This window comes from Lacimicrobium alkaliphilum (assembly GCF_001466725.1).
Taxonomy (GTDB): domain Bacteria; phylum Pseudomonadota; class Gammaproteobacteria; order Enterobacterales; family Alteromonadaceae; genus Lacimicrobium; species Lacimicrobium alkaliphilum_B.
In genome coordinates this window covers 1,016,778-1,036,576 of the sequence record NZ_CP013650.1, presented here as the reverse complement: position 1 = coordinate 1,036,576, position 19,799 = coordinate 1,016,778, and the positions used below count along the sequence as shown (strand labels likewise).

Annotated in this window: 19 protein-coding genes; 8 read left to right on the top strand and 11 right to left on the bottom strand. The window is 50.1% G+C overall.

Annotation, left to right across the window (positions count from 1 at the left end; all coding sequences use genetic code 11):
* The first annotated feature begins 37 nt into the window (after positions 1–37).
* Positions 38–940, top strand: coding sequence for a DUF350 domain-containing protein (locus tag AT746_RS04715; protein ID WP_082633152.1), 903 nt, complete (start codon positions 38–40; stop codon positions 938–940).
* Complete coding sequence (locus tag AT746_RS04710) at positions 940–1,719, top strand: potassium channel family protein (protein WP_062477150.1); 780 nt, start codon at positions 940–942, stop codon at positions 1,717–1,719. The genes AT746_RS04715 and AT746_RS04710 overlap by 1 nt, the downstream gene beginning before the upstream one ends.
* A 95-nt stretch (positions 1,720–1,814) precedes the next feature.
* Here the strand turns inward: AT746_RS04710 and AT746_RS04705 are convergent, their stop codons facing one another.
* Positions 1,815–2,087 (bottom strand): GIY-YIG nuclease family protein, encoded by a 273-nt coding sequence (locus AT746_RS04705; RefSeq protein WP_082633151.1) that lies wholly within the window; start codon positions 2,085–2,087, stop codon positions 1,815–1,817.
* A 108-nt stretch (positions 2,088–2,195) separates the two neighbouring features.
* Here AT746_RS04705 and trhA point away from each other — a divergent pair, with 108 nt between their 5' ends.
* The gene (gene trhA, locus AT746_RS04700) at positions 2,196–2,828 is read left to right on the top strand and encodes a PAQR family membrane homeostasis protein TrhA (protein WP_231731016.1); all 633 of its coding nucleotides are present in this window, start codon (positions 2,196–2,198) and stop codon (positions 2,826–2,828) included.
* Positions 2,829–2,834: 6 nt separating this feature from the next.
* Here trhA and AT746_RS04695 read toward each other — a convergent pair whose 3' ends face one another.
* Positions 2,835–3,092 (bottom strand): DUF3081 domain-containing protein, encoded by a 258-nt coding sequence (locus AT746_RS04695; protein WP_062477141.1) that lies wholly within the window; start codon positions 3,090–3,092, stop codon positions 2,835–2,837.
* Positions 3,093–3,185: 93 nt separating this feature from the next.
* Here AT746_RS04695 and AT746_RS04690 point away from each other — a divergent pair, with 93 nt between their 5' ends.
* Entirely contained in the window at positions 3,186–4,721 is a 1,536-nt protein-coding gene (locus tag AT746_RS04690) for a cryptochrome/photolyase family protein (protein ID WP_062477138.1), read from the top strand.
* Between the two features lie 10 nt (positions 4,722–4,731).
* On the opposite strand, the gene AT746_RS04685 is transcribed toward AT746_RS04690, so the two are convergent.
* Positions 4,732–5,346: an outer membrane beta-barrel protein gene (locus AT746_RS04685; protein ID WP_062477134.1), complete on the bottom strand. Its 615-nt coding sequence runs from the start codon at positions 5,344–5,346 to the stop codon at positions 4,732–4,734.
* A gap of 146 nt (positions 5,347–5,492) precedes the next feature.
* On the opposite strand from AT746_RS04685, the gene AT746_RS19775 reads away from it, so the two are divergent.
* Positions 5,493–5,690: a hypothetical protein gene (locus AT746_RS19775; protein WP_156413629.1), complete on the top strand. Its 198-nt coding sequence runs from the start codon at positions 5,493–5,495 to the stop codon at positions 5,688–5,690.
* 23 nt (positions 5,691–5,713) lie between these two features.
* Here the strand turns inward: AT746_RS19775 and AT746_RS04680 are convergent, their stop codons facing one another.
* Positions 5,714–7,723 (bottom strand): tetratricopeptide repeat-containing sulfotransferase family protein, encoded by a 2,010-nt coding sequence (locus AT746_RS04680; protein ID WP_231731015.1) that lies wholly within the window; start codon positions 7,721–7,723, stop codon positions 5,714–5,716.
* Between the two features lie 111 nt (positions 7,724–7,834).
* Positions 7,835–10,483, bottom strand: coding sequence for a TonB-dependent receptor (locus tag AT746_RS04675; protein WP_062477127.1), 2,649 nt, complete (start codon positions 10,481–10,483; stop codon positions 7,835–7,837).
* A gap of 349 nt (positions 10,484–10,832) precedes the next feature.
* Between AT746_RS04675 and AT746_RS04670 the strand changes: the two genes are divergently transcribed.
* A complete protein-coding gene (locus AT746_RS04670) occupies positions 10,833–11,309 on the top strand; it encodes a MarR family winged helix-turn-helix transcriptional regulator (protein WP_062483965.1) in 477 nt (158 codons plus the stop codon).
* A 407-nt stretch (positions 11,310–11,716) separates the two neighbouring features.
* On the opposite strand, the gene AT746_RS04665 is transcribed toward AT746_RS04670, so the two are convergent.
* Complete coding sequence (locus AT746_RS04665; RefSeq protein WP_062477125.1) at positions 11,717–11,947, bottom strand: hypothetical protein; 231 nt, start codon at positions 11,945–11,947, stop codon at positions 11,717–11,719.
* Between the two features lie 96 nt (positions 11,948–12,043).
* Here AT746_RS04665 and AT746_RS04660 point away from each other — a divergent pair, with 96 nt between their 5' ends.
* Together AT746_RS04660 and AT746_RS04655 are read left to right on the top strand one after the other, a co-directional pair.
* Positions 12,044–13,723 carry a cation:proton antiporter gene (locus AT746_RS04660; protein WP_062477121.1) on the top strand — a complete coding sequence of 560 codons (1,680 nt, stop codon included), beginning with the start codon at positions 12,044–12,046 and terminating at the stop codon, positions 13,721–13,723.
* A 9-nt stretch (positions 13,724–13,732) separates the two neighbouring features.
* Positions 13,733–14,683 carry a universal stress protein gene (locus AT746_RS04655; RefSeq protein ID WP_062477117.1) on the top strand — a complete coding sequence of 317 codons (951 nt, stop codon included), beginning with the start codon at positions 13,733–13,735 and terminating at the stop codon, positions 14,681–14,683.
* A 303-nt stretch (positions 14,684–14,986) separates the two neighbouring features.
* Here the strand turns inward: AT746_RS04655 and AT746_RS04650 are convergent, their stop codons facing one another.
* The 5 genes from AT746_RS04650 to coxB are packed head-to-tail and all read right to left on the bottom strand — an operon-like array spanning position 14,987 to position 19,799.
* Positions 14,987–15,307 (bottom strand): cytochrome C oxidase subunit IV family protein, encoded by a 321-nt coding sequence (locus tag AT746_RS04650; protein ID WP_062477113.1) that lies wholly within the window; start codon positions 15,305–15,307, stop codon positions 14,987–14,989.
* Positions 15,308–15,316: 9 nt separating this feature from the next.
* Positions 15,317–15,985, bottom strand: coding sequence for a heme-copper oxidase subunit III family protein (locus tag AT746_RS04645; RefSeq protein ID WP_062477110.1), 669 nt, complete (start codon positions 15,983–15,985; stop codon positions 15,317–15,319).
* A gap of 2 nt (positions 15,986–15,987) precedes the next feature.
* Positions 15,988–16,647, bottom strand: coding sequence for a cytochrome c oxidase subunit 3 (locus AT746_RS04640; RefSeq protein ID WP_062477107.1), 660 nt, complete (start codon positions 16,645–16,647; stop codon positions 15,988–15,990).
* Entirely contained in the window at positions 16,644–18,353 is a 1,710-nt protein-coding gene (gene ctaD / locus AT746_RS04635) for a cytochrome c oxidase subunit I (RefSeq protein WP_062477104.1), read from the bottom strand. The genes AT746_RS04640 and ctaD overlap by 4 nt, the downstream gene beginning before the upstream one ends.
* A gap of 15 nt (positions 18,354–18,368) precedes the next feature.
* Complete coding sequence (coxB, locus tag AT746_RS04630) at positions 18,369–19,799, bottom strand: cytochrome c oxidase subunit II (RefSeq protein WP_062477100.1); 1,431 nt, start codon at positions 19,797–19,799, stop codon at positions 18,369–18,371.

The window sequence follows — 19,799 nt, the reverse complement described above, 5'->3', positions numbered from 1 at the left end:
AATATTAAAGCATTAATTCAACGAAATAGAGTGTGCGATGCAAACAGAGATGCTAACTCTGTCTTACAGCCCACAGATGCTGGCCTATTTCAGCCTCGATATTCTTATCGCGCTGGTGCTGCTGATTATAATGCGCTGGGTCTACACCTTGTGGACGCAGGTTGATAGTACCGATGAGTTATCCGGCAAAGATAATTTTGCCTTTGGTGTCAGCGTGGCATCGAGTTTACTGGCGCTGAGTATTGTGATCTGGAGTGCAGCGGAGCAAGCCTCTTCCGATGATTATCTGACCCAATCAATGCAAATGTTCATCTATGGGATTGGCGGTATTATCCTTATCAAAATTGGACGCTGGGCCCATGATAAAGTCATTCTTAAGCGGTTTAACAAACGCCAACAGATACTCGAGGGCAATGTCAGTATTGGCCTGGTCGATGGCGCCAATACTATCGCCACGGCGATCATTGTTCGTAGTGTGATGTTATGGACAGAGGGTTTTACCATTTACAGCGGTATTGCCGTTCTCAGCGGCTTTTTCGTTGCCCAGACGGTAATGCTGGTGATCACAAGATTGATGGAGCGACGCTTTGCTCAGGATAACCAGGATGACTCAATGCAGGATGTACTGGTAAGAGGCCAGGTCGCACTGGCAGTTCAGCATGGCGGCAACCTGCTTGGTGTCGCCTTTGCCGTCAGCGCCGCCAGCAAACTGCTGGTTTATTATCCGCAGGCCTATATCAGCAACCTGATTAACTGGCTGTTTATTGCCCTGCTGTTTACCCTGCTCACCATTGTTCTTGGCTGGCTGGCAAAAAAAGTTGTATTAAAAGGTATTGATTTGGTTCGTGAAGTGGATCACCAGCACAATGTCGGCGTAGCCAGCATCGAAATGGCACTGACTGTGGGTGTGGCCATGCTGGTATTGGGGTTAGTATCCTGATGACACAACAAAAGATTAAACTCGGCCCTTTTGACATTGGCATGATGGTGTTGTCCATCGTTGCTGTAGTGAATATCTCTGTGCTGATGGTGATGCAATTATCGGCAGATGTGCGCCATTACCTGCTGATCATGGATACCTTTATCTGTGTGGTGTTCCTGATGCACTTCTTCTATAACCTGGCCCACAGCAAAGATCGACGTCTCTACTTCAAGGAGCACTGGATTGATTTTGTCGCCAGTATCCCGGCCATTGAAATCTTCCGCCTCGCCCGTTTTCTGCAGGTATTGCGTGTTATCCGCCTGATCAAACAAACCCGCCACCTGATGTTGTCTTCCCTCAAGGACAGAATTCAGACGACACTGGCTACCATGATGGTGGCACTGGTGATATTGATTGGTGCGTCTGGCCTGTCTATTTATCTGATTGAATTCGATCTGCCCAATGCCAATATTCGCACTGCTGAAGATGCTATCTGGTGGAGCCTGGTGACCATATCGACTGTCGGCTATGGAGATTATTATCCGGTATCTACCGCCGGTCGCGTGGTCAGCATATTGTTGATAATAAGCGGCGTCAGCTTGTTTGGCGTGATCTCCGGTTACATTGCGTCATACTTTATAACCCCGCAGGAAAAAGACCAGTTAGCGGTGCAAAACAAACGTATTATAAAAATGCAGCAGCACGTGGAAGAACTGGACGAATCGGTTCAGGCCCTGCACAACAAACTTGATAAGTTGCTGGAACTAAAACAGCAAAAGCCCCCTGAACAACAGTGACATTATTGCTCTGGCTGAAACACTCAGAGTAATGCTATTTTCCTCTTGAAACCCTCTGCGTCTTGGCGCCTCTGCCTGATCACCTGGCTTTTTCTTCAATAGTCAGGAAGCGCCAGCCTGCCCGCCACCAGCGCCTGTTTTTGCTGACGGGTCAGAGACTTAACCCAGTGTTCTGCGCGACTGGCCTGGCTGCGATCCCCTACCGGCACCTGATAGATCATTGTCAGTGGCCCCTTACCTTTCAGGGCCTTGGCCGCTTTCGGCCCGCCGGATTGGTGTTCGGTGAAACGCCTGACCGGATCCGGGCTGATGCCGGTATACCAGTGCCCCAGGCGGGTTTCCACCATATATAAATGCCATTGTGCCAAGCCAAAACGCCTATTTTACTTCTGTTAGTGTACAGTTGTACGCTGAAAATCTATAATCATGCGCACTTATAGTTAGCATGTATCATTATACGTCACCGGAGGTTAAGCTTGTCCAGTCCATCCAGACCCTATAGTGTCGCCGAAGAATGGCTCAATGCCGTCAGCCATGGCCTGGGATTTTTTATCGCCATCGCCGGACTGGTGTTTTTGCTGCTACGCAGTGAAGACAACCTCAGCATCATCGCCTCAACCATCTACGGCAGTTCACTCCTGCTGATGTTTCTGACCTCAACCTTATATCACAGCATCACCGCAGAGAAGTTAAAACACTGGCTTAAGTTATTTGACCACAGCGCCATCTATTTATTGATAGCGGGCACTTACACTCCTTTTATGCTTGTGAGTGTTGGCGGTTGGGTTGGCACTCTTGGCACGGTGCTGATTTGGTCTATCGCCGTGGCCGGTGTGGTTTTTAAGTGGTTTGCACGGCATCGTTTTCCGCGTCTGTCGGTAACCCTGTATCTGCTGATGGGATGGCTGGCTGTCGCGTTTATCTACCCTTTGTATCAGGCTTTGCCTGGCGGCGGTTTATGGCTACTGGTGGCAGGCGGTATATGCTTTAGTCTTGGCGTTATCTTCTACACTGCCAAACAACGGCAATACACCCATGCCATCTGGCACCTTTTCGTTATAGCTGGCTGTAGCTGCCATTATCTGGCCATTTACTATTTTGTACTCTGATTCAGCCTAATACTTTTCATCAATCTGCTTTAACTTCTTCTCAAACTGTTCAAGGTGCTCGGACTTGTCATATTCAAAGTGATATTGATTGTGAAAGCCAAAGCGTAACTGCACCTGAGCATCCTCGATAAACACGGTATAGCCATCAAAATCAGTCCAGGCCTTGAGCCCATCAAGCACATGATACTCATCCTGTTGCTTACCGTGCTCACGAATTTTCTCAAATACCGCTAACACAAACCTGCTGTCCACTTCATTCTTCATTGCCGCACTCCTTATACCAATGTGATCAACATAGTTGATCCCCTTTGCCACTACAACCGAATAAGTGTCTGTTTGTACCGACTTATGTGACTTATGCCGAACCTGTTATTACTCTTAGGTGATCAATTAGATCATCACCAACCCGCCATCAGGCAACTGAACAAGGATACAGATCATATCCTGATGGCGGAGCTGGCTGATGAAGCCGGGTATGTACCTCACAATAAAATCAAGATCGCGCTGATTTTCTCCGCCATGCGCCACTTCGCCGATGCCCTGCGCCAGAGCGGATATCAGGTAATCTATTTTCAATACGAGGAGAGCAAACGAGCCGGACTGTGCAATTTCTCACAACTGATCAGGCATCAGTTGCAACAAACTCCATATCAGAAATTGTATTATGTTGAGCCCGGTGAGCACCGGCTGGTAGCGGAATTTGCAAGCCTTAAACAAGAGCTGCAGATACCGGTTAACGCTTTATCTGGCAGTAACTTTATTTTTAGTCGGTCAGAAATGCTGGACTGGTTCAGCAATAAAAAACAACCACGCATGGAGCATTATTATCGCTGGGCAAGGCAGCGAACAGGTCTGCTTATGGACGGCAACCAGCCAGCAGGAGGCCAGTACAACTTTGATAAGCAAAACCGTCAGCCCTGGAAAGTGGATCTTAATCCCCCTAAGCCGGTCGGTTTTACCCCGGATGCGATAACACAGGATGTACTGGAGCTGGTACAACAGGAGTTTGCCGATAACCCCGGCGAGCTGGACAACTTTGCGCTGGCGGTAACCACAGAGCAGGCCAGCGCAGCCCTGGATGACTTTATTCAGCATCGTCTGGCGCTATTTGGTGACTATCAGGATGCCCTGGCCGATGACAACAGCACGGTATTTCACAGCCTGTTGTCTGCCTATATTAATATTGGCTTACTCAGCCCTATGCAGGTATGCCGCGCCGCTATCGGAGCATACGAAAAAGGTCTGACGCCCTTAAATGCCACTGAAGGCTTTGTCAGGCAAATATTGGGCTGGCGTGAATATGTGCGCGGGCTCTATTGGTTTTGCGGCGCGGACTATGAAAACAACAATGCGCTGGATGCAAGGCGCGCCCTTCCGAAGTGGTTCTGGAATGGCAAGACCCATATGCGTTGCGTCAGCCAGGCCATCACCAGTTCGCTGGAGCAGGCCTATGCCCATCATATTCAGCGTCTGATGGTAATTGGCAACTTTGCCCTACTCAGTGGTCTGGATGTTAAAGCGGTATGTCGCTGGTACCTGGCGGTATATGTGGATGCCTTTGAGTGGGTGGAGTTGCCAAACACACTCGGCATGGCCCTGTATGCCGACGGCGGCTTTGTGGCCAGTAAACCCTATGCCGCCAGCGGACGCTACATCAACAAAATGGGCAACCATTGCAAACACTGTGTGTACAGCGTGAACCAGACTACAGGTCATAAAGCCTGCCCTTTTAATGCCCTGTACTGGCATTTTATCGACAAGCATCAGCACAAGTTCAGTGATAATCCCAGAATGGCGCTAATGCTCAGCCAATGGCAGAAGAAATCAGCCGAAGATCAACGGGCACTGCTGGGCTGGGGTCAGAACTTACTGACGAATCTGGATGACTTATGATTAGTCTTAATTAAAAATTGTACCTTACACCGAGTTGCACCAGATTGACCTGCAGATCATCTTCTCCGCGGATATGCTGCGCTTCGAGGCGTAAATCCACTGTTTCGGTCAGAACAAAATCAAAACCCAACCCGACTACACCGGCAATCACCGTATCATCTACTGCACAGCGGGTTGCGTTAAGGTTTGCATTCACCGTCACCTCAGTCGCCTGCCCCTGAGCACATTCACTGCCCTCTGGTAAATAGCTGTCGGCCTGCCACTTAACACTCATCAGTCCTAAGCGGTAAAACAGCGTGCCCGCCTGAGAAGCCGCTTTACCTAAAACCGCCGCATAGATGGCATCTCCCGTCGCACTATTGCTGTCCTCACTGCCAAGGTTGTCAGCAGTCAGTGCATCGGTATCCTCATCAATCAGTTGCTGATAGCCCAGCTCCACAAACCATTGCCGGTGAAACTCATAGCCCATAGCAAAGCTGTATCCAGGTCCCTTGGCGCTGATCTCTTCCTGATCGGCCTCTGCGTAATTTAATCCCAGCAGGCCATACATGGCGCCTTCGGCCTGAGCCCAGGTGCTGGTCAGTAATAAGGCGCCCATCAATCCACTAAGTGTGCGTTTTTTCATAGTTTTCTCTGTTATATCCGTTACGTTAGAGCGTGCTTAAGTCTAGCGTTGTTTACCCCTTTACCGCCAGTCATTTGAAGCCGGTTATTCTCTTATCAATAACACCTGTTCATTAAATTGACATAAAAGTGTCACAGGTTACAATTTTGCTCCCCATCATTAAGCCGAATGCCATGCCCTCAAAGAGCAAAAAGAGTAAAAAAGACAGCCAGTTGCTTATTCGCATCGATAAGCAGACCCGGGATGAGTTTGTGCAAATCTGCGAACAACAAAACACCAAAGCCGCCAAAGAACTGCGCCGTTTTATCCAAAGCTATATCAAACGACATCAGTCACAGGACTGAGTTTCGTTTTTTACTCCTGCCTGTCATAGTTGTTCATAGCGGCGATATTGCGCCAATAGCTCTTCACCCAATGCTTCTTTCAGTGGCTGCAGATAAGGTTCAAAATGCCGCCATTGCTGCGCGGCACGCTTATTAACTGGCTGGCGCACCTGTTCTGAACTCGGTGTCTTGATACTGCGTTTAGTGCGATAGAATTCCAGACACCCGGATTCGAAGGGCAAATTGCAGAAATCCAGCATACGGCGGATCTGCCCTTCGGTATCCTGCAGCAATTCTTCATGCTGAACCTGCAATATCTGCCCGGGTAACACTCTGTTCCAGTGCTCCATCAGTCTCACATAATCTTTGTAATACCCGCCCATGGCTTCAAGACTGTAACTGAAGTCCTGCCCTTCGCCAAATAGCTGTTTAAAACCGCTGAAACAACAGGCCATAGGGTGACGGCGGGCGTCGATAATTTTCGCATTGGGTAATATCAGTTTAATCAGGCCAATATGCAGAAAATTATTTGGCATCTTATCAATAAAAAATGGCGCATTCCCCCGGTATGAGCGGGTGTTGTCGATAAACTGCTCACCGAAGCGGGCGAAGTACTCGTCTTTTATCTCCCACAGGTTGGCTGGATAAGCTGGCGCCTGACTGGCATTGCGACCACGCAGACGCATGGCCAGACCAAGGATATTATGCAGCTCCATGGTGCCATCCACCTTAGAGTGCGAAGCAAGAATTTGTTCCAGCAACGTAGAGCCGGCCCTGGGTAACCCGAGAATAAAGATAGGGTCCGGGTTCGTGGCCCCTAATTGCCCGCGCTTTTCAAATAACTCTGCAGTGCAGTGCTTAATCTGGGCATCCACCATTTGCGTGGTCTTATCAGGCTCGTAGCCAGACTGCTGCTGTTTTAACTGGTTACCACTGGCGTAGTATTCAAAGGCATTCTGGTAGTCCTTTTGATCCTCGAAGGCTTTGCCAAGAGCAAAATAAAAATGAATTTTATCATCCACCGGAGTCTGCTCATCCCCGGCTCTGGCCTGCATGTTATGCACTTCCTGTTCACTAAACCTGTAGGTCTTGGTGTTCGCCAGACTCCAGTAGGCATCACCAAAGTCCTGTCGGTGTTGATAGGCTTTCTGATAGCTGGTGACAGCGGCATCAAACTCACCAATGGCTTTTTGCGCATGTCCCAGTTGCAGATATACATCTGCTGGTTGTGACAGTTTATCCAATACGCTCTGGTAAAGCGCAATGCCTTGCTCATTCTCGCCCAGGCCCACCAGTGCCGCAGCCAGACTGATTTTATGGGCGGAATTGTCCGGCTGGCGCTCCAGCAACCATCTCGCCTGCTGTTCGGCTTTGGCATATTTGCCGGTGCGCAACAGCAAAGTCAGATACTGAGTGCGGGCACTTATGTGTTCCGGGGCCAGCTCTACACAGCTTTCCAGTAAAAATTCGGCATCATCATAGATTTTCAGACGCACACCGATCTCGGCCAGCAAACACATAGCCTCAATATGATGCTTATGCTGCAATAAAAACTGGCGGCACAGTTGTTCCGCCTGCATCAGTTTACCGTCGTACATCAGATCAGATGCCCCCAGCAAAGGTGGCGGTAACTGCTCGAGGGCGCTGATATGCTGCTGTGCCAGCTCCATGGCCTGTTTTTGTCCGGCCTGCTGGTACAAGGCCAGTAAAGCCTTCCAACTGCTTAACAAAGCCGGGTTACACCTTGTGGCCCGATAAAAGGCCTGAGCGGCAGCAAAGTTATCACCTCTGGCCTGAGCCAGATAGCCCTGTTCCTGAAGCGCCCTGGCATGCTCCGGATTCAGCTGAAGTAATCTTTTAAGAGTCTGCTGTGCCTCATCAGGTGCGCCCCGATAACGTTGGCTGACGGCCAGCAAATAATAAAGCTCCTGCATAACAGCCGGTGGCAGTTGCTGCGCCAATAATTCCCTGGCCTGCTCTTCTGCCTGTTCGAAGCTGGCCTGCTGAATCAGTTGCTGGATTTGCCTCAGCATTTCGCCTGTGGGTTTGCTCAATTCATACTCCATCTTAAGTGTGCCTGGCGTCGTTGATGTCATTGTGTGGAGATTAAAACGCAAAAGGCAAGCGCACTGCGCTTGCCTTTTTATATTACGACAAGTGTCTTCTTAGAACGCGTCGTAAGAGAACCGCACACCAATAGTACGGGGGCGGCTGCTTACCACCTTGGGAGTAAACTGCTGGGTATCGATATACTGCATACCACGTTCATCAGTGATGTTGTCGATATACAGCTCAGCAGTCCAGTCGTTGGCTCTGACACCAAAGGCGATATTGGCTACCGCATAGCTTTCCTGCACATAACGGCCACCGGCGAAGGTATTACCTGACTCATCGGTATAGGTGACACCTTCAAACAGCGCTGCCTCTTGCTCGATCTTCAGCCCGCTGCCGGTGCCATAGATCAGTTGGGTAGCATCTTCCATGACATAGGCGTCCATGGTCATCCCCACCAGGCGATCGCCGGTGTAGTTGATGGCACCATTGACGTAACCTTCCCAGCCATTTTCCAGCATGTAGAAATAGCTGGCCTGCAGGTTACCGGAAAATTCCGCCGAGAAAGGTAGGCGGCTGCCTTCCGGCGGCGCAATCCCACGCAGTTCAGTGTTAATCTCTGTCAGTTCCGTATCCAGCCAGCTCATGGCACCATTGAGTACGAAATTGTCTGTGGCATACCACTGGAAATCTGCATCCAGGCCCGTAATTTCGGCGGTACCCACATTATCGGTAAACACCAGGAAACTGATGTTTGTGGGGTCGAAGCGAGACGTCTGCAAATCAGAAATTTCTGAGTAGAACGCAGTGGCATTCACTCTTAAGGTCTGCTCAAGGAAATCCCCTTTCATGCCCAGCTCATAGTTATCCAGGGTATCGGTGGTAGAGTAGACCGGAATACGGAAGTCGGCGAATACACCACTGCTATTTGTGGCGGCACCACCCCCTACCCGGTTAGTGACCGGCGGACGGAACCCTTCTGAATAGGTGGCAAATAACAACACATCATCGTTGACTTTCCAGTCCAGAGAGGCCTTGTAAATGACATCATCCACTGTCACCGTACCGTTTTCATCCACCAGACTGACATCCAGCTGACCGCTGGCGATGGCGTCAATATAGCCCTGAGCCGCTTCTTCACCGAAAAAGTCGATCAGTGCCTGGTCGCTGCCATCACCAAAAGCGCGCAAACGACCGCTGACATCGGCGGTGGTTGTAGAGCCTTTATAGGTATCGTCAATCTCATACCAACGGGCACCCAGAGTCAGCGTCAGGGTATCGGTCAGGTCATATTCGCCCTGACCAAATACCGCTATCTGCTCAATGGTGTGAGTAATGTCGTTAACAAACCCGACTTCAGAGGGGAAGGGGCCGCCATCACTGTTGATGCCTTCATTACCCACCAGAGTTCTTGCCATATCGGGGAACAAGTCCGTATTGGGAATCTTGAACAAGCCGATGGTGGAGAGATCTTGATCGTCATAAAACACACCCGCTGTGAGTCTCCAGCGATTTTCTACCGGGGTATTGAAACGTAACTCGTGCGTGACCCGGCTGGTGTCTGTTTCTTCCTTATAGAATTTGGTCGGATCCAGACATTCCTGTTCTTCCGCTGGCAGGCCAAAATAGCGACACACATAGTAAGCGGAAAAGAGTCCGCCGTTGGTATAACCGGTATAATCAATCAGCGAGTTGATTTCACGATCCAGATAACCACCGGTATACACCACTTCCAGTTGTTTTAAACGCCCTTCCAGGGTCCAGGTGGTTAAACCGAAGTCATCGTCATTGCTCTCAGGCTGAAAGCGGTTAGTTGAGCTTTCACCTTCCAGGTTCGGATCATAAGAGAACACACCCTCGGTGTTAAGTGATTGCTGGGTATGCTGTACCAGCAGGTTCCAGTCGTCATTAATATGGTAAGACGCGCTGAAACGAGCCCCGGAATAGGTTGCATCGTTGATATCATCTTCCACCAGCGCGTCGTTTTTAGGCACCGTTACCGGCGTATTGGCAGGGTCCGCCAGCACACCGCCTGAGATTCGGCTGATCACCTGGGCACTGCCGCGGTAACCGCCGTTGTCGGGATCGTTCAGCACATTGTCTATCCAGCCACCCTGGGAATCATTGTAGGCCGCCACACGCAGCGCCAAATCGTTGGTAGGCGTGATGTTGATATAGCCTTCAACGGAATTGCTCATCTCCCCGCCTTTGGTCGAGCTGATGCTGGTCTTAAAGCCTGCAGCAAAACCCGCATGATCGGGTTTATTGGTGATCATACGCACTGTACCGGCCTGAGAACTGGCACCGAACAACGTACCCTGAGGCCCGGGTAGTACCTCAACCCGCTGCATATCGGTGGCATACACATCCAGATTTCGGCCCTGCATAGACACCGGTTGTTCATCCAGGTAAAACGCTACGGAAGGCTGCAGCGCCTGCACGGTAGACACCGAGATATTGGTCTGGGTGGTGGCCGCACCACGGATATATACTTCGTTCTGCCCAGGCCCCGTGCCCTGGAATACCACATTGGGCAGGAACTCTACGTATTCATTGAAATTGTCCAGCCCCAGTTTCTCAAGCTGCTTACCATTCAGAGCGCTCATTGAAACCGGCACGTCCTGGATAGATTCCGTTCGCTTGGTAGCAGTGACCTGAATGGTTTCAATTTTTCCTTTTTCGCTTTCGTCCTGGGCATACGCCAAAGGGCTGGCAGCGAGTGCTGAAATAACGGCAATACTCAGTTTTTTACGATTAAACATAATTAACTTTGTGTCCCTGAATTGATTTGGTGAGTTGGTGTTGGTTTTAAATTGTGCACATATTATTTTTACACTAATTAATAGTGTTAAGCGATATAGACTGAAAATCAAGTTAACCGGCCTGATCATCGACGATAAGGTGTAAATTTCTACATTATTCGCTGATAATTCGGTTATTACTGCCTGAATAACTGAATTTTCCGAATCATACTAACAGCATGACTACGCACAAGGTGAAAAATAGTTCACCAATATTGATTCGTTGACAAACTAATATTGGTAAATACAGATAAAAAGACGCTTTTCCTGCATTTATTGAGATAATCAGCAGTAAAGTATGGGAGAACCAATGCAAAAACATGATGAGTTATTGATAGCGCTGCGCAAGGTGATAAGGGCCATTGGTCTGCACTCCAAACAACTGGAAAAGCATGTGGATTTAACCGTGCCACAGTTGCTGATTATGGCGGGTATTGCTGATGACAGCGGCCCCATGGTTAAAGAGCTCGCCAGTGCCACCAATCTGAGCCCGGCGACGGTGACCAGTATTCTCGACAGACTTCAGAGTCGAGGGCTTATCCTGCGCCAGCGGGACGCCAAAGACAAACGTAAGGTGGGAGTGTTTCTGACCGAAAAAGGTAAAAGTGTTTACGCCAAGGCGCCGCAACCGCTGCAGGCCAGCTTTGTCAAACGCTTTGCGGAACTTGAGGACTGGGAGCAAAACCAGCTGGTATTTGCGGTACAAAGGCTGGCATCCATGATGGACGCCAAGGATATCGACGCCTCACCTCTGCTGGAAGTCAGCCAGATTATTCAGGGGGATTAATAACAGAGATGTAGGGGCGAATTTATTCGACCAGCAGAGGTGGGAGCGACACCGTTAGCCCAATAAATTGGGCCCTACATAGCTCCATGCCCTCTGTGACTCTCAGTGGTAAATATTGCTTTGGCGTAGCTGGGAAGAAAAAGCACTGAACCACGAAAGGCACGAACAGAAAAACAGAGCAGCCTCACGTTAATGTTCGTGCCTTTCGTGTGGTTCGTGGTTATAAGAAAAATGGCACTGGATTCCCGCCAACAACTGCGGGAATGACCGCCTGTCATGCCCGAATGTAGTTATCGGGCATGTCCAGCACCTTTGATTTCACGGTGTAATTGATCAGTACATTGCTAATTCAATGGCTGCTGGGCATCCAGCAGCCATTGGAAAAAGACAATTAACCACAGAGATACTCAAACTGTATTACTCTCTGTTCCCTGCATCTTGGCGAGATCACCCTGTTTTTTTGTTTGATCTCGCTGAGGCGCAAAGACGCGGAGGTTTGAAAATGTTCTTCTGCTGCCGTCTTCGTGCTCTTCGCGTCCTTCGTGGTTAAAATTATCCGTCTTACTTTGCAAGCTCAGCGAGATCAGTGTTCCCGGATCAGCTGAAAAAGCTAAAACGAGTAAGCCAGCAATGTTCATGGGCAGAAACTATACAAACTGCAATATTGATCTGTCACAATACCTGCGTTCCAGGTTTTACTAAGCTGGTCGTGTTCAATAACGGTGGAGCAAACGATGCTTGAACTGATTCGGGAGAATCCTTTCTATGAACTGACTACCTTATTGGCTCTTGCCGCCCTGGTTGGTGTCATCGGTCAGTTGATGCGCCAGCCTATGATCGTCGGTTTTATAGCTGTTGGCGTATTGGCAGGTCCTTCTGTTCTGAATATCGTACATAGTGCTGACAGTGTAGCCCTATTAGCTGAACTGGCCATCGCAGTGCTGCTGTTTCTTGTTGGTCTTAAACTGGATCTTAAGCTGATAAGAACTCTGGGGCCCGTAGCCTTGGCGACAGGCTTAGGGCAGGTCGCCTTTACTTCTGCAATTGGCTTTGGCATTGGCTTGGCTGTGGGCCTGGATACAATTACTTCTGCCTATGTAGCCGTTGCTCTCACCTTCTCCAGCACCATTATTATTGTCAAACTGCTGTCCGACAAAAAAGAAGTGGACTCCCTGCACGGGCAGATCGCCATTGGTTTTCTGATTGTTCAGGATCTTGTCGTGGTCGTCGCTATGATTACCTTATCGGCAATCGGCGTTGGCGGGACCGGGAATCCGGACTACAGTGATCATCTGCTGCGAATCGCTGGCGGTGGACTGCTTATGCTCATCCTGGTTCTGGTGTTTGCCCGGTTCCTGGCGACACCGCTGCTTAAACGTATCGCCAAAAACACCGAATTGCTGTTGGTATTCTCTATCGCTCTGGCAGCAGTACTGGCCGCCTTAGGACATGGTCTGGGTTTCAGCATGGAACTGGGCGGTTTGCTTGCCGGTGTGGCGCTGGCCTCCACCCCTTACCGTGAATCCATAGTGTCACGGCTGTCGTCACTAAGGGATTTTCTGTTGCTGTTTTTCTTTATTTCCCTGGGTACACAACTGGATCTCTCCTTACTTGGTGAGCAACTGATCCCGGCTCTGGTGTTCTCCCTCTTTGTGCTGATAGGAAATCCGTTGATTGTGGTGATCATTATGGGCTGGATGGGCTACCGCAAACGCACAGGCTTTCTGGCCGGACTGACGGTTGCACAAATCAGTGAGTTCTCTCTGATCTTTGTTGCCATGGGCGTAACCATAGGTCATCTTACCAATGAGGTGCTGGGACTGGTGACGCTGGTGGGTTTGATTACCATCGCCCTTTCGGTCTATATGATCACCTATTCTCATTCCCTGTACCTCAAACTGGAAAAGTGGCTGACACCATTTGAGCGCAGAAACCCATACCGGGAATCTCAGCCTGCACAAAACACCCAGCGTAAAAGCTATGATGCGATTATTTATGGTCTCGGCAGGTTTGGCAGCGAGATCGCAGAGACTCTGTCTGAGCAAGGCTATAGTCTGGCAGTGGTGGACTTTAATCCCGATGTGGTGCAGAAGTGGAACAAACGTGGTATTGATGCCTTTTATGGCGATGCCTGCGACCCGGACTTTATAGAACATTTACCGCTGAGTCACACTCACTGGATCATCTCCACCCTGCCCCGCCATGAGACAGGCCTGACTCATGAAGATCCAAGTCGCTCTCTGATTAGTGCAATCCGCCACCATGGCTTTGAAGGTAAAATTGCACTTGCCAGTTACTATCCGGGAGAAAAGCAACAATTAGATGATTTGGGTGTCGATCTGGTGTTGATGCCATTTAAAGATGCGGCGGCTCAGGCGGCACATATCCTGACCCGCAAAAGTGAAAACGATTAAGGAGCGGTTATGGAAAACATTACACATATATTGTTTTTGTCCAGACCAGATCTGAATCAGGATATGAGCTTGCGCCAGGTGAGGCAACTATGTCAGAAAAGCGGCGCAAAGCTGACCTTGATGGAAGTGATGACACCTGTCTCCCAAAGTCTTTTTATGCCAGAAAAAGTACTGGCAAGTCAGGTTGAATCGAAGCTCACTGAACATGCACAGAAAAGTCTCGACATGATTGCTGAAGATTTTATTCACGCCGGGATACAAACCACCACTCTCGTTGCTAAAGGCAAGCCCGTAATTGAAGTCTTACGCAAGGTTAATGAATTATCTGTGGATCTGCTGATGCTCAATGCCCAGAGCGAAAGCAATCTGAAACAACGCATCTTTGGCAGTACGGCACAGCACTTAATCCGTAAATGCCCTTGTCCGGTGTGGGCAGTAAAAAGCACCTCTTACTATCCGATGCGCAATATTATGGGTGCCGTCGATCTTAACCCTGACAACGATGACAACCAGCGTGCAAATCTGAATCCTGATATTGCAACAACTACAGCTATGCTGGCCGGTTTGCTCAGTGCCAAAGCTCATCTGGTACAGGCCTGGAAACTGGACAACGAGGATCATCTTCAGACGCGTGGGGGGCTGGATGACAGCACCTTTGAACGCTTGCACAGGGATATGCAGCGACACTATGAGTCGAGAATGGCAAATTTCTGCGCTAATGTATTATCAGAACAGCAAACAAAGATTAAAACCCATGTAGTGCATGGTACACCAGCCCATGTGGTGGCCCAACAGACCGACTACCATAATGTTGATTTACTTGTGATGGGCACCCTCAGCCGCCAGGGTATCCTGGGCATGCTGATCGGTAATACAGCTGAGGACATTCTGAACAGTGTGGATTGCTCAGTGCTGGCGTTAAAACCACCAGGCTTTGTCTGCCCGGTGAAATTAGATTAACGACAATTAACCACAGAGGCACAGAGAACACAGAGGTTTTAAGGGGTTGGACCGCTCAAACTGTTTTTATTCTGTGCGCCCCTACGCCTTGGCGAGATCGCCCTGTTTTTTGTTTGATCTCGCTGAGGCGCAAAGACGCAGAGGTTTGAAGATATTCTTCTCTTGCCATCTTCGTGCTCTTAGTGTCCTTCGTGGTTAAAGGCTTTTGGACCACGAAGAGCACGAAGTTAGCGGGAATGACAGGTTAAAATTATCCGTCTTACTTTGCGAGCTCTGCGCCTCAGCGAGATCAGCTGTCCCGGACTAGCTAAAAAAACTAAAGCGGGTAAACAGGGTATATTCAGACTCTGCAACCATCAGTGCGACAAACACCAGCAAACACAGGGGAGGAATCAGAATGGCGCAGATCAGTGCCATACGCTCCCACATCATATGCATAAAAATGGCGATAATCAGCCCGGCCTTGAGAAACATAAAAATCAAAATCAAAGACCAGCGCAGCAGACCTTCAAGCTGAACATAGTCCACCATATAAGACAGGGCACTCAGGATAAACAGCAATACCCAGACCTTCAGATAGAGGCTGATGGGATGCTGCTGCCCTTCAGAGGTTGAAGTATTCATAACTCTCTCCTACCACAAGTAAAAGAATGCAAAAATAAACACCCAGACCAGATCCACAAAGTGCCAGTAGAGGCCTGTGATCTCGATGATCTCATAACCTTTTTTCTCGTAATGACCACGCAGTACTTTGATCGCCACTATGGTCAGATAAATCACACCGATGGACACATGCAGGCCGTGAAAACCTGTGACCATAAAAAATACCGCACCAAACTGCGCCGCCCCCCAGGGGTTCTCCCAGGGACGAACGCCATCTTCAATCAGCTTGGTCCACTCGAACGCCTGCATACCCACAAAGGTCAGACCCAAAAGCGCCGTCAGTAACATCAGCCAGGCCGCTTTGTGGCGGTTTTTGCGATAGCCGTAATTGACCGCCATGGCCATGGTGCCGCTGCTGGTAATAAGGATAAAAGTCATAATGGCGATCAGCACCAGCGGAATAGACTGTCCGGCAATAGTGAGGGCGAAAACATCGGTGGCAGGAGGCCAGGGATCGACGGCGGCAATCCGCACCGCCATATAGCCGATAAGAAAACAGCCAAATACAAAAGTATCACTGAGCAGGAAGATCCACATCATGGCCTTGCCCCAGGGCACCTCAAAGGCCTCTTTATCAGCAGACCAGTCCTGCACCATGCCGCTGAGGCCCTGGGCTTTGGAAGAGCTTTGTGTTGTCATAGTTATTGCCCCAGCCCACAAAATGCGGCAATCGCATCATAGGTTTCCGGCTTGCTGACCAACAATGCAAACAGCAACGCCCACAGCACCAGCAGATAGTGCCAGTAGGTGGCACACAGGCTCACCAGCGAGCCGTTTCCTGCCTTTTTGAGACTAAACAGTGCCATCGCCCAGGCAATCATGCCACCGAGTAAATGGGCGATATGCAGGCCGGTAAATAAATAGAAAAAGCTCAGCGCCGGGCTGTGATTGACAAAAAAGCCCTGGGCCTGAAGTTGTTGCCAGAACACCAGTTGCCCACCGATAAAGGCCGCCGCAAACAAGCCACCAATAAGAATCCCCACCTGTACACTTTTTGCGTTGTTGTGTTTCACGGCCCGGCTGGCCCAGTGAAAACACAAACTGCTTAAGATTAAATAGAGGGTATTCAGCCACAGCTGGCCCCGGTAAAACAGTGGCTGCCCCGGCTCTTCAGCCAGAGGTCGCCAGTCGGGATATTGCGAGCGCATCAGAAAGGCCACAAAGAACAGAAAGAACAGTACAGAAATCACCGATAACAGCACTTTCACCGCTGATTTCTTAACCCGATCAGGGCTTTTCTGTTGGATCTCATTGGTGCCCTCCAGCCAGGGCTTTTCCGTGAGTGTCTGAAAAATGCTCATGCTTTAGCCTCCTCCGGATAGTTTTGTGGCAGATAATCCTGTTCATAGCCCGGCACGCTGTAGTCATAGGCCCAGCGGTGACAGACCGGGATTGTCTCTCCCCAGTTGCCATGGCCCGGTGGTGTGGTCTCAGTCTGCCATTCCAGCGTCGTGGCTTCCCAGGGGTTGGGGCCCGATTCCTTACCTTTGAAATAACTCCAGGCCAGGTTAAACAGGAACACCAGTTGCGCCAGCGCCACAAATATTGCCGCAATGGTGATAAAGGCGTTCAGATCCTTGGCCGAGTCAGGAATAAAGTCATAATTTTCGTAGGCGTAATAGCGTCTGGGCACGCCCAGTACCCCCAGATAGTGCATGGGGAAGAAGATCGCATAGGTACCGATAAAGGTGGCCCAGAAATGGAACTTGCCCATACCGTCATGAAGCATTTTACCGCTCATCTTCGGGTACCAGTGATAGATAGCACCGAAGATCACCAGCACCGGTGACACCCCCATCACCATATGAAAATGTGCCACCACAAAGTAGGTATCCGATAAGGGTAAATCCACCACCACATTACCCAGAAACAACCCGGTCAGCCCGCCGATGGTAAAGGTCGATACGAAACCCAGCGCAAAGAGCATCGGCACTGACATGCGGATATTGCCCTGCCATAGTGTCAGTACCCAGTTATAGACTTTAATCGCGGTAGGCACGGCAATAATCAGGGTAGTGGTGGCAAAGAAGTACCCGAAATAGGGGTTCATGCCGCTCACGTACATATGGTGAGCCCAGACCACAAAGCTCAGAACACCGATGACCACAATGGCCCATACCATCATCCGGTAACCAAAAATATTCTTGCGCGCATGAGTGCTGATCAGATCTGAGACGATACCAAAGGCTGGCAGAGCAACGATATACACCTCGGGATGGCCAAAAAACCAGAACAGGTGCTGGAACAGAATCGGGCTGCCGCCTTCATGGCCCATTTGCTCACCCATCGACAAAATGGCCGGCATAAAGAAGCTGGTGCCAAGAAGTTTATCGAACAGCATCATAATGGCGCTGACAAACAGCGCCGGGAACGCCAACAGGGCCAGCACAGTAGCCATAAAGATGCCCCAGATGGTCAGCGGCATACGCATCAGGGTCATGCCACGGGTGCGGGCCTGTAACACAGTGGTGACATAATTGAGCCCGCCCATGGTGGCGGCGATAATAAATATCCCCAGAGACACCAGCATCAGAATAATACCCCAGTCAGAGCCCGGGGTTCCCGGCAAAATGGCCTGTGGCGGATACAGGGTCCAGCCTGCACCGGTGGGCCCGCCGGTAACAAAGAAGCTGGCCAGCAACACCACCACTGCCAGCAGATAAAACCAGTAGCTGAGCATATTCACAAAGGGAAATACCATGTCCCTGGCGCCCACCATCAGCGGGATCAGATAATTACCAAAGCCGCCCAGAAATATGGCCGTCAGCAGATACACCACCATAATCATGCCATGCATGGTCACGTACTGGTAATAGGCACTGGCATCGATAAAATCAAAACTGCCGGGGAACCCCAGCTGCAAACGCATCAGGGTTGATAACACCAGAGCAATCAGGCCAACAAAGATAGCCGTCAGCGAATACTGAATGGCAATGACCTTATGATCCTGACTCCAGATATATTTGGTCCAGAAACTCTGGGGCGCATGGTGATCCTGTGCTGTCATTACTGTCCACTCCTATTACAGACTCTTAATATATTCGATCAGGGCATCCGCCTGAGCGGTGCTTATCTGAGAGGGCGGCATCACCGGCGGGTAACCTTCAACCACTTTGGCATTGGGCTTAAACATGGACTCTTTCAGATAGGCGTCATCCACCGTCACCGTCTCCCCGCTTGCCAGTGTCCGCTCACTGCCATAAATGCCTTGCCAGCTCGGACCTACCAGGCGGCTGCCATCAACGCTGTGACAGGCGGTACAGCCTTTGCTCTGGGCGAGATCGGCACCGGAAGCCTGGCTGTCTGCACTGCTTTTTTGATTCTCATCCTTGTCGTTGCCCTGAGGCATCTCCCCTTCACTGCCCCGCTCTTTGATAAAGGCGATCACCGACTCTACTTCCAGTTCGCTGAGTTCAAGCTTGGGCATAATCGGGGCGTAGCCTTTTACCACTGTGGCATTGGGCTCCAATATCGCCTCTGTCAGATAATCCTCATCGGCAAGGATTTCGCTGCCATCTTTCATTACCCGGGTTGAACCATAAAGACCGAGCCAGGAGGGCCCGGCGGGGCTGCTCTCAAAGCCGTGACAAGCCATACAGCCTTTTTGCTGTGCCACCTGCTGGCCTTCTTCTGCTTTAACACTGAGCTTCTCCGAGGCATCGCCACTGAGACTCTCAGCAAAGGTAGGTAAACCCGCCAGCCAGTCGTCATACTCCTGCTGTTCCACCACTCTGACAAAAGCACGCATATTAAAATGGCCGATACCACAGTATTCAGCACAGAGAATTTCAAAATCACCGGTGCGGGTGGGCGTAAACCACTGATAGGAGACTTGTCCGGGCACGGAGTCCATCTTGACGCGGAAATTAGGTACATAGAAATTGTGCAGCACGTCTTTGGAGCGCAACAGCAACTTGACAGGACGATCAACCGGCAGCAGCAATGTATTGCTGGTCAGCAACCTGTCATCCTGCCCGGTTTCATCCAGTGGATCGACACCAAAGGAATTGTCTGTGCTGATATGCCCGATAGCACTTTTACCCAGTTCGCCATCTTCACCAGGAAAGCGAAAACTCCAGGACCATTGCTGCCCCACCACTTCAACCTGATGAGCATCTTCGGGCACATTGACAAAATCGGCATAGACAATCAGCCCGGGGGCGAGCATGGCAATAATGCCGACACTGGTCCCCAGAGTCAGCCACCACTCAAGTTTCTTATTCTCAGGCTCATACTGGGCCTTGCGCTCTGGGGTATGGCGGAACTTGATCACCGCATAAGCAATAAAGAAGTTAACCGCGATAAACACCACCGCCGTGATCACTAAGGTGATCAGCATGGTGACATCTATGCTGCCCCAGTTGGAGGCGATAGGAGTAATATTCCAGGGGGACAGAAAATGAAACAGCACCGAGCCCAAAACCAGGATAACCAGAACAACAGCGAACGCCAT

What these genes read in the sequence shown, in the direction of transcription:
- AT746_RS04715 (WP_082633152.1), top strand. Translation starts at nt 38, where the DNA reads ATGCAAACAGAGATGCTAACTCTGTCTTACAGCCCACAGATGCTGGCC.
- AT746_RS04710 (WP_062477150.1), top strand. Translation starts at nt 940, where the DNA reads ATGACACAACAAAAGATTAAACTCGGCCCTTTTGACATTGGCATGATG.
- AT746_RS04695 (WP_062477141.1), bottom strand. Translation starts at nt 3,092, where the DNA reads ATGAAGAATGAAGTGGACAGCAGGTTTGTGTTAGCGGTATTTGAGAAA.
- AT746_RS04690 (WP_062477138.1), top strand. Translation starts at nt 3,186, where the DNA reads ATGCCGAACCTGTTATTACTCTTAGGTGATCAATTAGATCATCACCAA.
- AT746_RS04685 (WP_062477134.1), bottom strand. Translation starts at nt 5,346, where the DNA reads ATGAAAAAACGCACACTTAGTGGATTGATGGGCGCCTTATTACTGACC.
- AT746_RS04675 (WP_062477127.1), bottom strand. Translation starts at nt 10,483, where the DNA reads ATGTTTAATCGTAAAAAACTGAGTATTGCCGTTATTTCAGCACTCGCT.
- AT746_RS04670 (WP_062483965.1), top strand. Translation starts at nt 10,833, where the DNA reads ATGCAAAAACATGATGAGTTATTGATAGCGCTGCGCAAGGTGATAAGG.
- AT746_RS04665 (WP_062477125.1), bottom strand. Translation starts at nt 11,947, where the DNA reads ATGAACATTGCTGGCTTACTCGTTTTAGCTTTTTCAGCTGATCCGGGA.
- AT746_RS04660 (WP_062477121.1), top strand. Translation starts at nt 12,044, where the DNA reads ATGCTTGAACTGATTCGGGAGAATCCTTTCTATGAACTGACTACCTTA.
- AT746_RS04655 (WP_062477117.1), top strand. Translation starts at nt 13,733, where the DNA reads ATGGAAAACATTACACATATATTGTTTTTGTCCAGACCAGATCTGAAT.
- AT746_RS04650 (WP_062477113.1), bottom strand. Translation starts at nt 15,307, where the DNA reads ATGAATACTTCAACCTCTGAAGGGCAGCAGCATCCCATCAGCCTCTAT.
- AT746_RS04645 (WP_062477110.1), bottom strand. Translation starts at nt 15,985, where the DNA reads ATGACAACACAAAGCTCTTCCAAAGCCCAGGGCCTCAGCGGCATGGTG.
- AT746_RS04640 (WP_062477107.1), bottom strand. Translation starts at nt 16,647, where the DNA reads ATGAGCATTTTTCAGACACTCACGGAAAAGCCCTGGCTGGAGGGCACC.
- ctaD (WP_062477104.1), bottom strand. Translation starts at nt 18,353, where the DNA reads ATGACAGCACAGGATCACCATGCGCCCCAGAGTTTCTGGACCAAATAT.
- coxB (WP_062477100.1), bottom strand. Translation starts at nt 19,799, where the DNA reads ATGGCGTTCGCTGTTGTTCTGGTTATCCTGGTTTTGGGCTCGGTGCTG.